The organism is Clostridium sp. (assembly GCF_050717515.1).
Classification (GTDB): domain Bacteria; phylum Bacillota; class Clostridia; order Clostridiales; family Clostridiaceae; genus Clostridium_AD.
Genome location: NZ_JBOITL010000042.1, coordinates 65,633 through 80,457, shown reverse-complemented (window position 1 = coordinate 80,457; position 14,825 = coordinate 65,633). Strand labels below are relative to the sequence as shown.

15 protein-coding genes and 1 tRNA gene are annotated in these 14,825 nt (G+C 30.8%); 3 read left to right on the top strand and 13 right to left on the bottom strand.

The genetic code is table 11. The annotated features are described in order from the left end of the window. Window position 1: 1 nt before the first annotated feature. On the bottom strand, window positions 2-1,012 hold the full coding sequence (locus ACREV6_RS24680; protein ID WP_431580698.1) for a CotS family spore coat protein: 1,011 nt from the start codon (window positions 1,010-1,012) through the stop codon (window positions 2-4). A gap of 184 nt (window positions 1,013-1,196) precedes the next feature. Here ACREV6_RS24680 and ACREV6_RS24675 point away from each other — a divergent pair, with 184 nt between their 5' ends. After that, window positions 1,197-2,324 (top strand): glycosyltransferase family 4 protein, encoded by a 1,128-nt coding sequence (locus ACREV6_RS24675; RefSeq protein ID WP_431580697.1) that lies wholly within the window; start codon window positions 1,197-1,199, stop codon window positions 2,322-2,324. Between the two features lie 191 nt (window positions 2,325-2,515). Here the strand turns inward: ACREV6_RS24675 and larB are convergent, their stop codons facing one another. From larB to ACREV6_RS24635, 8 genes are all read right to left on the bottom strand, one after another. Then, complete coding sequence (gene larB, locus ACREV6_RS24670) at window positions 2,516-3,262, bottom strand: nickel pincer cofactor biosynthesis protein LarB (RefSeq protein WP_431580696.1); 747 nt, start codon at window positions 3,260-3,262, stop codon at window positions 2,516-2,518. Between the two features lie 16 nt (window positions 3,263-3,278). After that, complete coding sequence (gene larE, locus ACREV6_RS24665; protein ID WP_431580695.1) at window positions 3,279-4,064, bottom strand: ATP-dependent sacrificial sulfur transferase LarE; 786 nt, start codon at window positions 4,062-4,064, stop codon at window positions 3,279-3,281. Window positions 4,065-4,252: 188 nt separating this feature from the next. Further along, window positions 4,253-5,518: a nickel pincer cofactor biosynthesis protein LarC gene (larC, locus tag ACREV6_RS24660; protein ID WP_431580694.1), complete on the bottom strand. Its 1,266-nt coding sequence runs from the start codon at window positions 5,516-5,518 to the stop codon at window positions 4,253-4,255. Window positions 5,519-5,722: 204 nt separating this feature from the next. Continuing rightward, a complete protein-coding gene (locus tag ACREV6_RS24655) occupies window positions 5,723-6,526 on the bottom strand; it encodes a lipid II flippase Amj family protein (RefSeq protein ID WP_431580693.1) in 804 nt (267 codons plus the stop codon). 246 nt (window positions 6,527-6,772) lie between these two features. Beyond that, window positions 6,773-6,849, bottom strand: a tRNA-Ala gene (locus ACREV6_RS24650). 134 nt (window positions 6,850-6,983) lie between these two features. Continuing rightward, window positions 6,984-8,168, bottom strand: coding sequence for a glycosyltransferase family 4 protein (locus ACREV6_RS24645; RefSeq protein ID WP_431580692.1), 1,185 nt, complete (start codon window positions 8,166-8,168; stop codon window positions 6,984-6,986). Between the two features lie 70 nt (window positions 8,169-8,238). Beyond that, window positions 8,239-9,228 carry a lysylphosphatidylglycerol synthase transmembrane domain-containing protein gene (locus ACREV6_RS24640; protein WP_431580691.1) on the bottom strand — a complete coding sequence of 330 codons (990 nt, stop codon included), beginning with the start codon at window positions 9,226-9,228 and terminating at the stop codon, window positions 8,239-8,241. 4 nt (window positions 9,229-9,232) lie between these two features. Continuing rightward, on the bottom strand, window positions 9,233-10,264 hold the full coding sequence (locus ACREV6_RS24635) for a glycosyltransferase family 4 protein (protein ID WP_431580690.1): 1,032 nt from the start codon (window positions 10,262-10,264) through the stop codon (window positions 9,233-9,235). A gap of 276 nt (window positions 10,265-10,540) precedes the next feature. Between ACREV6_RS24635 and ACREV6_RS24630 the strand changes: the two genes are divergently transcribed. Both ACREV6_RS24630 and ACREV6_RS24625 read left to right on the top strand, forming a co-directional pair. Then, window positions 10,541-10,747 carry a hypothetical protein gene (locus ACREV6_RS24630; protein ID WP_431580887.1) on the top strand — a complete coding sequence of 69 codons (207 nt, stop codon included), beginning with the start codon at window positions 10,541-10,543 and terminating at the stop codon, window positions 10,745-10,747. A gap of 24 nt (window positions 10,748-10,771) precedes the next feature. Further along, window positions 10,772-11,044, top strand: a complete 273-nt coding sequence (locus tag ACREV6_RS24625; RefSeq protein ID WP_431580689.1) for a spore coat protein — start codon at window positions 10,772-10,774, stop codon at window positions 11,042-11,044. Between the two features lie 66 nt (window positions 11,045-11,110). Here the strand turns inward: ACREV6_RS24625 and ACREV6_RS24620 are convergent, their stop codons facing one another. Genes ACREV6_RS24620 through ACREV6_RS24605 form a run of 4 tightly spaced genes read right to left on the bottom strand, consistent with a single transcriptional unit; the run spans window position 11,111 to window position 14,653 of the window. Then, the gene (locus tag ACREV6_RS24620) at window positions 11,111-11,776 is read right to left on the bottom strand and encodes an ABC transporter ATP-binding protein (protein ID WP_431580688.1); all 666 of its coding nucleotides are present in this window, start codon (window positions 11,774-11,776) and stop codon (window positions 11,111-11,113) included. Between the two features lie 10 nt (window positions 11,777-11,786). Next, complete coding sequence (locus tag ACREV6_RS24615; RefSeq protein ID WP_431580687.1) at window positions 11,787-12,596, bottom strand: ABC transporter permease; 810 nt, start codon at window positions 12,594-12,596, stop codon at window positions 11,787-11,789. A gap of 7 nt (window positions 12,597-12,603) precedes the next feature. Further along, on the bottom strand, window positions 12,604-13,479 hold the full coding sequence (locus ACREV6_RS24610; RefSeq protein ID WP_431580686.1) for an ABC transporter permease: 876 nt from the start codon (window positions 13,477-13,479) through the stop codon (window positions 12,604-12,606). Continuing rightward, window positions 13,463-14,653, bottom strand: a complete 1,191-nt coding sequence (locus ACREV6_RS24605; protein WP_431580685.1) for an ABC transporter substrate-binding protein — start codon at window positions 14,651-14,653, stop codon at window positions 13,463-13,465. The genes ACREV6_RS24610 and ACREV6_RS24605 overlap by 17 nt, the downstream gene beginning before the upstream one ends. Between the last annotated feature and the right edge of the window lie 172 nt (window positions 14,654-14,825).

The following is a 14,825-nucleotide window of genomic DNA, read 5'->3' as shown; positions in this document are numbered from 1 at the left end:
ACTACCTCCCATAATTTATTTTTCTTAATTTCTCAATAAAAATTTGCCTATCTATCCTATCCTCATAAATCTTTTCAAGTTTCTTTAAGAAAAACTCTTCTCCCCAGTCTTTTTTTTCCCAGTAATACTGGATTCCTGTTTGCCAATACTCCTGAGGAAATTCCATAAATGCTGCCATTACATCTATATCACTTTTATATATTGAATTTATAGAATTATACTCGTCCATTATAAAAAGTGCATTATCTAGGCTCCATTTGCCATTTTTCATTCTTCTTATAAGCAGGCTACTTAAATCATGTAAATGAGTGTCTAAGATACAATAATCAAAATCAATAATGTTCACGCGTCCATTTTTTTCTATTAATACATTATGATGAGCATAATCATGGTGACATAATCCCCTATGTTTAATTTCCTCTTTCATTTTATTTATATATTCACTTTTATATAAGTTATTTATTGATCTACTGCTCCGCGCCAATTCTTGTTCCATTATTATTAAATAATTTTTATCAAATTCCGTAATGTATTCTTTTTCATTTATCCTTCTTTTGAAATCTAGTATTTCCCTTTGTCTAGTTTTAAAAGTTTCTATCCATTTGAGCCATCCTATTCTAGGGTTCATATCAGGTGTAACTTTAAAATTTAAACTTTTTTTGTGAAGGTCTGCAAGCTTTGAGGTGCATAATTTTATTTCTACAGGATTATCATAATTGCATTCTCTTGCATTTAACCAGGGTGTTAAATAAGCATATTTATTCTCAAGCGCTATATAGTCCTTGTTATCAATAGTTGCAATAATTTGAGGTATCTTTTGAAAACCATTACCCTGTAAATGTTTTATTGCACCAATAATAAATAAAAAATGCTTAAAGTCATAATTAATGACTTTCAAGCAATACATCTCATTTTCAGTCTCTATTCTGTAAACATTTTTTATTTTCTCTACATTATTAATACAAAGGGAATAGTTGTCTTTTACTAAATCCTTTAATTCCTGGATTTCCAAGTGCATGCCTCCGAATATTGTTCTATTGTAGTATATGAACACACTGAATAATTTGTGCACAATTATCTTTAGGCAAATAGCACACTTCTTAAGTTGAAATAATATATTAATATATATTATCTTTTAAATGAGATAATATAATTATGAATACATTTTTTTCTAATAATTTTAAGGAGTGAATACTATGAGAATTGGAATTGATGCTAGAGGCATCAATTTCTATAGTGGCACTGGTATAGGAACTTATACAGAAAATGTACTTAAAAATTTAATTAACATAGATTCTGTCAATAACTACAATGTTTATTGGTCAGGTAATAATTATGAAAGTATAAAAAAAGAAAACTGCAAAATAATAATGACCTCTAAAAAACATCAAAGATTCTTTGAAGATCACTATTTTCCAGCCAACTTATCAAAGGAAAAAATAGACATATATCATATGCCGCAAAATGGAATAGGTTTTTGTGATGAAATATCTTGCAGAAAAATAATCACTATACATGATTTAATTCCATACGTTATGCCAGAAACTGTAGGAAAAGGATATTTGCTAAAATTTCTAAAAGAGATGCCTTTAATCGTAGGTGGTTCTGATGGAATAATAACTGTGTCAGAATTTTCAAAGCGAGATATTCTTAAATTTTTCCCTATAAATGAAAACAAGATTTTTGTAACTCCATTAGCTGCAGATAAAAAATATGCACCTTTAGATAAAGTCCTCTGCAAGAATTTTCTAAAGGATGTGTATAATTTAACAGATCCATTTATACTTTATCTAGGTGGTTTTAGTGAAAGAAAGAATGTGGCTTCCGTCTTGACTGCTTTTTCTAAAGTATATAAAGATTTAAACAAAAATTATAATTTAGTTATTGTAGGTGGCTATAAGGATTCCAGCCAAAGGCTTCTAAAGCTTACAAATGAATTGAATATAGACTCTAATGTTATTTTTACTGGTTTTGTACCAGAAGAACATTTACCCGTTTTCTATAACTCTTGTGATACTTTTGTGTATCCTTCTTTTTACGAAGGCTTTGGACTCCCTCCTCTAGAGGCAATGAATTGTGGCACTCCTGTAATAGCATCTAACCTTACCTCTATTCCAGAAGTCGTTGGAGATGGAGGGATTTTAATAAATCCCTATGATATTTCAGAAATATCTTCAGCTATAGGAAGCTTGCTAAGTAACGATAAGTTAAGGGAAGAATTGAGCTATAAGGGATTAAAAAGAGCAAGTGAATTTTCTTGGGAGAATACGGCAATTAATACCCTTAAAGCTTATGAGAGTGTGTATAATTCTAACTCTATATAATCACTCCATGATGGTGAAAGAATGTAGGCTGTTCTGATAGTAGAGAATTCGCTAACAGACTCCTACATTCTTTCACCATCACGATTATAATTTATCTTTATAATAAGTTAAATTTGGTAACGTAAAAAAGGTGCTTCATACCCCATTTTTAGAATAAGCGTAATCCACACCTTATAAAAATTAAATCATGATTATAACTTATTAATAATGCTTGCTAAATATCCGGCTCCAAAGCCGTTGTCAATATTAACAACACTAACTCCACTTGAACAACTATTTAACATGGATAATAGCGCAGCAAGGCCATTAAAACTAGCTCCATAGCCTACGCTAGTTGGGACAGCTATAACTGGTTTATCCACGAGGCCTCCTACCACACTAGTTAAAGCGCCTTCCATGCCTGCTACAGTAATAACTACCCTAGCGCGCCTAATAACATCTAGATTTTCAAATAATCTATGAATACCAGCTACCCCTACGTCATAAATTCTTTCAACCTTATTTCCAAAAATTTCTGCTGTAATAGCCGCTTCTTCCGCTACTGGTATATCAGAAGTTCCTCCTGTTACTAATGCAATATAGGTACTTGAAATTTCTACTTCCTTTTTTTTAATTACAATTGTTCTTGCAAGCTCATTGTACTGTGCATCATCACATATTTCTTTTACTCCTTCATACATTAACTGCGATGCCCTTGTGCCAAGAATGTTTACATCCTTAGTAAGCATTAAACTAACTATGCCCTTTATCTGCTCCACAGTCTTTCCCTCACAATATATAACCTCTGGGTACCCAACTCTAAGCTCTCTATGATTATCTATTTTTGCAAATCCTAAATCTGAATAGGACAAATCTTTTAATTTATCTACACCATCTTCAATAGATATATCACCACTTTTTATGGACCTCAGAAATTCCTTGGTTTGTTCTGAATTCATATATTCCCCACCTTTTTTAATTTAAGCTTCCCATTTTATATCCTTCTAGGTCTAATGTTACATATTTAAATCCAAGTTCTTTAAGCTTAATTGAGATTTCCTCTAAGCTTTTTTCATTTAAAATCTTATCAAAATACTTCTTTGGCAATTCAATTCTTGCTAAATCATCATGACTTCTAACTCTAACCCCACTAAAGCCTAATCCCATTAAATATACCTCAGCAGCTTCTATTCTTTCAAGTTCTATCTCAATTACTTCTTGTCCATAGGGTATCCTTGACAAAAGACATGCATAAGCAGGCTTATTCCAAGTTTGCAGCTTAAGTTCTTTAGATAAAGCTCTTATATCAGCTTTCGTAAATTCATTTGCCAACAGAGGACTTATTATATTTAATTCCTTTAGCGCCTTGAGTCCCGGCCTATAATCTTTAGTATCATCAAAATTAGTGCCATCTAAAACATTATATATTCCCTGAGCACTGGCTTCTTCTTTTATTTTAGTAAAAATAGCATTTTTGCAAATATAGCATCTATCTCTTGGGCTAAATCTTATTTCATCAATCATTTCCACTTCAATAAATTTATATTTAACCCCAAACTGTTTTAGCAAAACCTTAGCTTCTTCAACTTCCCATTTAGGTGTATAAGGAGCTATTACCATAATCGCTAGAACATTTTCATTAAGTACATCACTGCAAACTCTCAGCAAGAGAGTACTGTCCACCCCTCCTGAAAATGCAACGGCAACACTGCCAAGCTTCTTTAAGTAGCTTATCAAATTATCGTATTTTTGTTTTAACATATTTGCCTCCAATATTTTTTTATAATAAGATTTTTTTCTTAAAGGATGCTCTAACTAAAAGTATATATTGCTAAAATGCTTTTGCTCGCATCCTCTAAGAAAAAAGAGTTTATTTAAAATTTAATTGTTAAATTTTTTTACTATAGTATATTTATTGTAACGCTAATTAAGTCAGGAGAATATCGACTTTAAAGACTCTCCGCTTTAGTCTCATCCCTTAATTTCTTATATACTTCTCTTAAGGATATTCCCCCATCTTCAGCTATTTTCTTACACTCCTCGTATTCTAACTTACTTTTTATCTTTTCACCTTTGTAATAAGCCTCTTTAACTGTAACTTCACCGTAAGAAGTGTTTACTTTGGTGAATTTTCTTTGGAGCATGGTTTTATTTACTTTAAAACTCCTTACTCCAAAGGTAGTCGTCTCTCTAAATAAGACTTCTTTCATCTTTTCTAATTTAGCTGACCTGCATAAAACGCTTATTTTCACACCCGGTCTGCCCTTTTTCATTATAATTGGAGTTAAATATACATCTAACGCACCCTCACTAAATAGCTTATCAATGATGAACTCATATAACTCTGGATTCATATCATCTATGTTACATTCCACAATTTCTTCAAATACCTTTTCTTCATTTTCTACCTTATGAGTATTAGACAAATTATTCTCTTCTACGAGCATTACTCTTAATACATTAGGAATTTCAGTATCTCTGTTACCTATACCATAGCCGATTTTATTTACAGTGAAATTATTATTATCTTTAAATTCGCAAACATTAACTGCAATAATTGCGGCACCAGTAGGTGTTGTAGTTTCAAAGGGTACAGCTCCAAGTTTTACTGGTATACCCTTTAAAATTTCTACAGTAGCAGGTGCTGGTACTGGTATAATTCCATGGGCACATTTAACAAACCCGCCACCAAGCTCCACTGAAGAACTCATTATTTTATCAACATTTAAATGATTTATGCATATAGCCGCTCCCACTATATCTACAATAGAATCTACTGCACCTACCTCATGGAAGTGAACTTCATATAATGGTTTTCCATGAACCTTCGCTTCTGCCTTTGCAACCTTCATAAACATTTTTTTGCTTAATTCCTTGACATTAGAACACAACTCACTGCAATCTATGATTTTCTCAATGTCTTTAAGATTTCGCTGGTCATGATGATTATGATTATTACTCATATGTCCATGTAAATGTCCATCTCCATTTTCATCATGAGAATGTTCATGATTATGCTCTTGCAGCATTACATCCACCTTAGTTCCCTCTATGCCTTTTCTAATGCCTCTTGATACTTTTATTTCATATCCATTTAGCCTTAGCTTATCTAATTCCTCTATTAAATATTTCTCATCTACACCTAAGTCTAGCAATGCTCCCAAATTCATATCTCCACTAATACCTGAAAAACAATCATAATAAAGTATTTTCATTTTCATTTTCTCCATTTCTTTTGTATTTATCTCATTGTACCAAAAAAACAAATATTATAGAATAAATATAAAAAAATATCTGATAATATAGTATTTGTTCGTAAATTTTAGGTGGGACAATTAAGTTATTTATCTAATCCAACTTTATTATAAGTGCTGATCCAAAGATTACTGAAGTTAATATGCTTTAATGCATTTAAATTATTATATAATTCTTGCAATGAATCCAATTATTTCTGACGCAGGAACTAACACTAATTGAGCTAATATAGTACCGGCTATTAATGCCCCTACAATAAAAATTATACATCTATCAAATTCTAGCTGTGAACACTCGCCTCTTATAACATCATCAGTTAACATAGAAACAAATGGATCCACAAATATAAACATCAATAAAGTAGCCCCTCCATTGATAACAGAAGATAATGTAATGCAAGTACTTCTTAAGTCTGGATTTAAACATCCCGCATACAATGATGCTAAAACGCCCACAGTTGAAATTGAAAAAGCTACTAAATTTACAATAATTATTTTCTTAGGTACTTTTCTAAAACTCTTTAGCTGTGCAAAATTATCCTTTTGAGGCTTAGTAATACTCTTCTTAAATTGTTCTACTCCTGATTTAGAAAACCCATGTAACAAAAGTCTAGGCATAGAACGGTGAATACTAAAAGATTCGACCGCCCTGCTAAAAACTTTTATAAATGTAGGTATTAAAAGTGCCCCTGTAATTGTTGCCATTGTTTGTGCTAATAAAATCCATCTAAAAACACCTAGCATATCACCTGCTGTACCCTGTTTTATTCCATTTTCAATAGTTTTGCTTAATAATGGCCCTTGTATTGTAGATGCAGTTCTAGATATCAATGCAAAAATATTAAAAACTGCAAATGAAACCGCTATTCTCCTTGTTCTTACCCCTACAATTCTTACAGCATATGCCAATGTAGCTATAACTGCCATAACAAATGAAAGAATAATTACAATAATGACCTGTGTCGTCATCCCTTTTACCTCCATTATTTCTATTTTGTTCTATCTCAACCTATTTAATTATACATATTATTAATATAATTTTCAAATATTTAACATCTTGATGTAAAATTGGGGTCAATTCCAATACACACTCTCCTTAACATGTCGTTAAAAACAAAAAAAATCTAATAATATAGTTTTATAAACTTATATTATTAGATATTTTGTTATTTATTAGAATATAATAATCTTTCCAAACGCTATGCATGTTTTTTTTGGTGGAGATGATGGGGCTCGAACCCACGACCCCTTGAATGCCATCCAAGTACTCTCCCAAACTGAGCTACATCCCCTCATATTAAAACCATCTTTAAATCTATTATATTACAAAAATAGTATTTTAGAAATGTTTATTTATAAAATTATTAAGCTGCCCATACAACTAATGACCCTCGTGCATAAAGCAGCTCTATTATTTGAAAATTTATTATGTTACCTTTTGATTTTGTAACATACAATTTTGTTTTTCAACTTCCATGTAAACTTTCTCCACACTTTCCCCAAAGTACTTGGAAGATAATGGTTCTATACCATCATAAGCATTTTTCACCATAGTGGCACATTCTTCTTTATTCATTAAAACTTCGAACAATATTCCAGCTAAATCTTCATCTTTATAAAAAATTCTTCCATTTATTTTATCTTTAATTAAATCATCTAAATTTTTATCATACTTAGCTACCACAGGGATTTGTGCCGCCATAGCTTCTGTAAAGGTTAATCCCTGAGTTTCAGTTAGTGAAGCTCCTACAAACACATCTCCCATTTGATAGTACCTACCAATTTCTGCCCAAGGTTTTTCACCTGTAAATACTACAGATTTTTCAATATTCAGCTCAGCAACTAAAGCTTCTAAATTTTCACGCTCTGGTCCATCACCTACAACCAGAAGTTTACAATTTGGTATTTTCATAACTAGTTCTTTCATACTATTTATAATGATATCTACGCTTTTTTCTTTTGCAAGGCGTCCGATAAATAATACAACTGGCTCAGTTTGGCTTATTCCAAGAGATCTTTTTTCCTCTTCTATAAGGTCTTCATTGTAATTACTTCTTTTGAAAGGTTCAATGACAACTCCCGTAGGTATTACATCTATATGTCTTAATAATCCGTATTGATGTAACGCATTTTTCACCTTTAATGTTGGCACTATTATGGCACTGCAATCCCTGCAATATAGTTTACTTGCCTTCTTAGCAATTTGCGAAACGGGCTTAATCATTATGCCCCTGGATACATAGTGCATATAATCCTCATACATAGTATGATAAGTATGAACTACAGGAATATCTAATTTTTTAGCAACTATTCTTCCAAATAGCCCTATACTAAATTCTGTTTGTGTATGTATAATATCTAAATCCAATTTCTTTATTTTAAGCATAATTTTATGCGAATATATCATCCCAACTCTTTGAGAAGGTAAAAGAAAAAATGGTATGCTAGGCAATCTCATTATACCCTCTTCTTCTTCTACATCTGGGTGTGCAACTGTAATAATGGTTACACTATGTCCAAGTCTAATTAACTCATTTTTCAATATAAAAGTAGAAGTAACAACTCCACTTACTTGTGGAAAATAAGCATCAGTAAAAATCCCGATATTCATAATCGGCCCCCTTTAAACACTATAATTTTCTTGTAAAAACCTTCTTTTAATATGTTTTAATGAGTTGTACTTAATTCTTCATAAACGCATAAAATCCGAAAATTATACAAGAGTAAAATGTAATTAATCTCCATAACAATATAGCAGCCATTATGTTATTAGCTACAAAAAACAAACTAAAAAACATAAAGAAAGCGCCCTCTGCTCCACCAACGGCTCCAGGTAAGGGTATAAATGCTGTTAGCATCATTACAAATGCAGTCCCGGCTATCATACTTTCTATGCTAGCACCTCTCATTCCAAAACTAAGATAAATAAGATAAGGTATACTAAAAATTATTGTTAGTTGAAATATCGTATAAATAACAGCCTTAGCTATCATTGCCTTACTATGTTTTACTATCTCCATATTATCATGAAACTGGTCTAAATTGTCGTTAATACGTGTTTCTAACTTTGATATATCTTTTACCAATTTAAATTTATTTAATATTTTAGAAAAGGTTGTTATTAATTTATGTGTTAATTTTCGATATTTTGAAAATATAACTAAAAATACAATTACGCTAGCATTAACTGTAAATCCTATGGCTATTAAATAAAATAAATTGCTCATTTTTGCTTTGAAAAAACTTGCCTTCCAAAATATAAGGATTAAAGAATATATAGTTAATACTGATTGATAAATAATAAATTTAATCATCAGCGCTGATCCAGCACTACCGGCCCCTAATTCTTGTTTTGTAAGTGAATATAGCTGCATTGGCTGTCCCCCAGATGCAAATGGGGTAATTGAATTAAAATATTGACCTATCATAGTAACTTGAAATGCTTTTTTAAATTTATAGTCTTTTTTCATTAAAAGTACAATACACTGCAATGTTTTAGCTTCAAAAACCCAATATAACACCATGGCAATAAACGCTATAATTATCCACTGAATTTGTAAGTTTTTCATTTGATGAATTAAATCCATCCACCCATTTGTGAAAACAATAAGCAAAATAAATATAATTCCCGAAGCTATGCCCAAAATAACATTAAACTTATAATTTTTCATTAATTTACCGTCCTTTTGTTCGATATACCTTTTTATAAAAATCTTTCCACATAGCAAGCACATTCTCTCTTGAATAAAACTTATGCCCCCTTATGGCTTTTTCTTTAGCTTCTTCATAATAACTTGAATCATTTTTCAACTTTCCTATAGCCTTAATAAATCCTTCGTTATCATGTTCTTTTAAATAATAATCAAATAATATATCCTCATATAACTCCAGATCTCTTAATAGTATTGGAGTATAAGTATTCATTGATTCGAGTATTGACATAGGGAAAAGCTCGTTATAAGATGGCATAAAAAGAACATTAGATACATTATATATATCATTCATCAAATCTCTATCAACTATTCCCGTAAATAAAATATTTTTAGGTGCATTCTCTATTTGATTCTTTAATTCCTTATATCCATCTGTAATATTTCCAAAAGAAAAACCACCTGCCCAAACAAATTGTACTTCAGGCATTTTTTTTGCTATATCAATAAAATCAATGACACCTTTACGAGTTTGTATCTGACCTACTCCAAGTACAACAAAAGCATCCTTTTCAATTTTTAATTTTTCTTTTGCTATGTACATATCCTCCGTTGAAAGATTATAGAATTTTTCTTCCGAAACAAAATTAGGTATGTATGTAATTTTTTTTCGGTCAATATTGTAAGCCTCAAGCTTAGTTATAAAATTAGGGTTTACTGTAACTAAATAATCCATACTATTATAAAAGCTTATAATATACTTATAAAAAATTTTTTCAATTAACTTAGGTAATTTTATACTTCCTTCAATAGTCTCAGGCAAAAAATGCACGTAGCCTACTGTTACGCCTTTCTTTTTAGCAAAAGGTATGCTTAAATAATGCTTAAAATCAATAGTATGATAATGCATTATCTCGGTTCTTACTCTCTTATTTATTACAACTTTATATTCTTTATCTAATCCATTTCGCACTAAATCTACTTGTTCTAGGTAAGCTGACCCTACCCCTTGACCTTTGACTTTGTCTGCTGAGGAAAGCATATTTATAGTAGGCATAATTGTCACTCCCATCTAGTTTAACCTTGTTTATACATTTATTGTACACTATTATTATTAATAATTGGTTAATATCACCTTAAACTTTTCTTAAATTTACACTATCTAATACAAAAAATTGTATTAATTTTTTGTATTAGATCTTTAATAACCACTTATAGATAATAATCAAATTATATATTGATATTACATTAAATTACCACTTATATTTTATTATAAATAGCAGACAATATCGTTGTAGTTGTTTTAATAAAAAAATTGGAGGTAACAAATATGATGAATGCTACAGATAAACAATTAGAAAGCAACAACCTAAAAGTTATTAAAGATCAATTAGGATACGAGTCATTGCTAAACAAGAAGTTTAATGAATATGGAACGCAATGCACCGATCAAAATTTAAAGAACCTTTGCACTGAAGCTAGCCAAACACACAAACAAAACTTCAACACATTAAAAACTTACCTTGATTCTCATCAATAATATATATAAATGGAGGGATATAGTATGAATACAAGTATGAGTGAAAAAGACTTAATGCAAGATTTACTTGCTACAGAAAAACAAGTTATTTCTGCTTACAGTACAGGAATAACTGAGTCTTCTTGCCAAAATTTAAGAAATACACTAATAGATAACTTTAAAAACAATCAAACTATTCAATATAAGATATTTGATGCTATGAAACAAAAGGGATGGTATCCTACAAAAGATGCTCCAGATAATGAGGTTCAACAATTAAAAACTGAAGCTACACAAATGATGAATGAATTAAAATAATGTAATAAACCACTATAAATTTTAAACCCCTCTAAGGTATTATTCCCTTAGAGGGTTCCTATGTATTCATAAAATTTTCATCGTATCTATTTTCCCTTTTGACATAATAAGAATTTTATCAGAAAGAAAATTTGCTTCTTCTTTAAAATGAGTAACAAAAATAGTTGTAACTCTATTTTCCTTATGTATTTTATATAATAGTTCCCTCATATCTACTCTTAATTCTTCATGCAATGCGCTAAAAGGCTCATCCATTAAAAGCACTTTCGGTTTTATAATCAATGCTCTTGCTATTGCTACCCTTTGCTTTTCTCCTCCACTTAGCTGAGAGGAAAATCTTTTTTCTAGTCCATTTAAACCAAGGTTACTAAGTATTGTAGCCGCTTTGTCTAATCTTTCACCTTTACTAACTCCCTTCATTTTTAACCCAAAAGCTACATTATCTATAACATTCATATTTGGAAATATCAAAGGCTGTTGAGCTACCAATGCAAAATTTCTTTTCTCAATAGGCATTTCTGTAATATTTGTGTTTTCTACAAATAGATTGCCCCTATCTGGCTTTATAATTCCTGTAATAATACGCAATATGGTGGACTTACCGCAGCCAGAAGGACCCAAAATGGATATAAATTCTCCATCCTCTATAGTTACATTTATATCAGCCAGCAAAAATGAGTCAGCTCCTGACTCATAGTGCTTATATATATTTTTAAGCTCCAGCTTCGCCATAAAATCACTCCTAAATAATTTTAAAATATTTCTTTTTATAATATCTTTTAAGCAAGAAGTCTATTAAAACTAAATTTATTATTGCCAGTGAAGAAAATAATACCCCATATACTGAACCAATTGCATTGTCTCCTCCACTTATAAAAGGAAACATTAATATAGATATAGTAATAACCTTTCCCCCACCAACTAAAAAGGTTAAAAAATACTGACTTATAGAAATTAAAAAACATAGACTAGACCCTGCAACCATACCCGGAAGTATATGTGGAAGACTTATATAAATAAATCTAGAAATTGGTCCAGCCCCTAGCACTGCCGCCTGATCCTCTAAAGCTGTATCTATAGTTTCATAACTTACCATTAAAGCCTTTATCATGTAAGGTAGCGTAGGTAAAATATGAGCTAAAATAACTCCATATATAGATTCTGTTAAACCAAGTTTTATAAAAACTACATACATTCCCATAATTGCAGTAAAAGCTGGAATAATAATAGGTGCAAATAAAACCACTTTTATTATAAATTTCCCTTTAAATTCATATCTCACTAATGAAAAGGCTGCCGGAACAGCTATTATAACATCGATGACAACTACAGAGGCAGCAATAATTAAAGTATTAAAAATCGCCTCATACGTATTTGGATTTTCGTAAAAGACATATTTAAAGGCCCTCCACGTGGTGTTACTTGGAATGACTCTTGGCCATCTGAAATCATAAGCAAAACTATTTATAACCAAAGGTATAAACGGCAATAAAAAAACTAGCAGTAGAATCCCTATTGTAACGTAGTATTTACCCTTATTCTGCTTTTTCATTGCTATTTCACCATCTCGCTTCCTTAGTATCTCCTTGTTTGGCTAATTTATATGCTATAAGCCCTAGCATGGCTGTAATAATGGCTAAAATAAAGTTTGCAGCTAGAGCCAAAGGTCTATCTGAAAGTTGTCCATTATAGTACATGTTATAAGCATATACAGAAATAAACTTTGGATAGGTTATACCTAATAAATAGGGTACCTCAAAGTCTGAAAATGTAAAAGCAAATACTATCAGCACCGAGGATAGCCAGGTTGGTATAATTAAAGGTAATATTACCTCTTTAAAAAACTCCTGCCTCCTAGCTCCAAAAACCTGTGCTATTTCTAACCAAGAGTCTTTAGTTCTACTAATTATAGGGAAAATCATAAGCATTATAAACGGTGTTTCTTTCCATATATATGTTAAAATAATTCCTAAACTATTGGAATTATTAACTACACTAGGGAATGCATCCATGCTTTTAGTTATCCCCAACGAATAGGTTATGCTAGATAACCAACCACTATTCATAAACAAAATCATTATTAAGTATGCCGCAGTTACATGGGGTACCAACATAGGAACTTGAAAAATTTTTCTGAAAATAGCAGTTTTTTTATTTTCCCCTAATATAAATAATAATCTAATTATTATTATTGCTAAAATTCCAGACAGAATACTTGAAACAACTGCCACCTTTAAAGTTAAAGCTAAAGAATCCGTAAAATCTTTTGACAAGATAAGTTGTTTATATGCATTTATAGTAAAGTATGAATTTCCTCCAACATCCATGAGTCCCAGACTCTGTAGTAGTCCTAGTGTTAATCCTCCAATAAATAGTGTCCCTATAATTATTAATGAAGGTAAAATTAATATATAAGGTCTACTTTTTTGCCACATTATTATTCCATCCCTTTTCAATAAATTTTACGTAATCAGCTTTTATCTCAGGGATTCTATGGCTTTGAAGTTCTTTTAACCCTAAAGTTGATTTACCTCTATCTATTGCATTTACCTTTTTAACATCCTCTGGTGATAACTTATTAATATCTATTGACAGTCCATCTCCCCAATTATTGGGGTCAAATTTTGCTATTTGCGCCTCTGGAGATAATAAAAAATCTATTACTTGTTTTGCCGAATTTTTATGGTATGAGTTGAATGGAATAGTTAAAAAATGAGTATTAGCAAGTGTCCCCCCATCTAATACAAAGGTCTTTGTAGATTTAGGAAAGGTTCCTTTTTTTATCTCACTTTCAGCTCTTGCTTCATCATAGCCCATTGTCATCCATACTTCTCCATTAGAATAAAGCTTATCCAATTTCGCAAGGTTTTCTGGATAAGTCTTGCCTTGCTGCCATAGATAAGGCTTTATTTCATTAAGATAATTCCATAGTGGCTTTGATGCACCCTCCATGGCTTTTTCATTAAAATCTATCATGAATTTTTCATAACCACCATTTAGTTCAAATAATCCTTGTCTTAAAAAAGCACTCCCAGTAAAATCCTCTGAAGCTGGATAAGAAAATTTACCTGGATTATTTTTCATCCATGTTTTTAGCTGTTTAAAGGATTTAGGAGGATTCTTTACTTTTTCAGAGTCATATATGAAAACAAATTGAACTTTCCCCCAAGGTGCTTCAAGGCCATTAGTTTCTTCCCCAAAATCATATTTCACTTCTGGAGAATCCACTGCAACATACTTATTATAGCTTGGTAATGTATCTACAAAAGGTTCTGCTAAAATTTTACTATCCTTTGATAGTCTAAAATTTTCACCATTTAACCAAAGTATATCTACACTTCCATCATCTTTACCTACTTGTTTTTCAGTAATTAATTTATTTATTGTATCCTTTATATCTGTTACTGGTACTCTATTTAATTTTATGCCCTTTTCCTTTAATTTAGGAGCTACCCACTTATCCATATAATTATTTATAGATTCGCTACCTCCCCACATATACATGCTTACGTTTTTTTCACTATTATCTTTGATTTTCCCACATCCTACAAATAACATTACCGAAACAACTAAAAACACTAAATTTATGAGCTTACACTTTTTCTTCAAAAAAACACCTACTTATATTTTTTTACATAATTTTCACATTCATTATATCATTAAAAATATGATTTATAGTATCTAAAGTGTTTTTTTGTATTTCATTTTACAATAGAAGTATTTAAATTTATAGTTTTCTTTAATACAAAAAAATCTCCAACCTATGACAATATTAATTATC

Excerpts from the sequence above, each read along its gene's own strand:
- ACREV6_RS24675 (WP_431580697.1), top strand. The coding sequence starts at position 1,197 with ATGAGAATTGGAATTGATGCTAGAGGCATCAATTTCTATAGTGGCACT.
- larB (WP_431580696.1), bottom strand. The coding sequence starts at position 3,262 with ATGAATTCAGAACAAACCAAGGAATTTCTGAGGTCCATAAAAAGTGGT.
- larE (WP_431580695.1), bottom strand. The coding sequence starts at position 4,064 with ATGTTAAAACAAAAATACGATAATTTGATAAGCTACTTAAAGAAGCTT.
- larC (WP_431580694.1), bottom strand. The coding sequence starts at position 5,518 with ATGAAAATACTTTATTATGATTGTTTTTCAGGTATTAGTGGAGATATG.
- ACREV6_RS24655 (WP_431580693.1), bottom strand. The coding sequence starts at position 6,526 with ATGACGACACAGGTCATTATTGTAATTATTCTTTCATTTGTTATGGCA.
- ACREV6_RS24645 (WP_431580692.1), bottom strand. The coding sequence starts at position 8,168 with ATGAATATCGGGATTTTTACTGATGCTTATTTTCCACAAGTAAGTGGA.
- ACREV6_RS24640 (WP_431580691.1), bottom strand. The coding sequence starts at position 9,228 with ATGAAAAATTATAAGTTTAATGTTATTTTGGGCATAGCTTCGGGAATT.
- ACREV6_RS24635 (WP_431580690.1), bottom strand. The coding sequence starts at position 10,264 with ATGCCTACTATAAATATGCTTTCCTCAGCAGACAAAGTCAAAGGTCAA.
- ACREV6_RS24630 (WP_431580887.1), top strand. The coding sequence starts at position 10,541 with ATGAATGCTACAGATAAACAATTAGAAAGCAACAACCTAAAAGTTATT.
- ACREV6_RS24625 (WP_431580689.1), top strand. The coding sequence starts at position 10,772 with ATGAATACAAGTATGAGTGAAAAAGACTTAATGCAAGATTTACTTGCT.
- ACREV6_RS24620 (WP_431580688.1), bottom strand. The coding sequence starts at position 11,776 with ATGGCGAAGCTGGAGCTTAAAAATATATATAAGCACTATGAGTCAGGA.
- ACREV6_RS24615 (WP_431580687.1), bottom strand. The coding sequence starts at position 12,596 with ATGAAAAAGCAGAATAAGGGTAAATACTACGTTACAATAGGGATTCTA.
- ACREV6_RS24610 (WP_431580686.1), bottom strand. The coding sequence starts at position 13,479 with ATGTGGCAAAAAAGTAGACCTTATATATTAATTTTACCTTCATTAATA.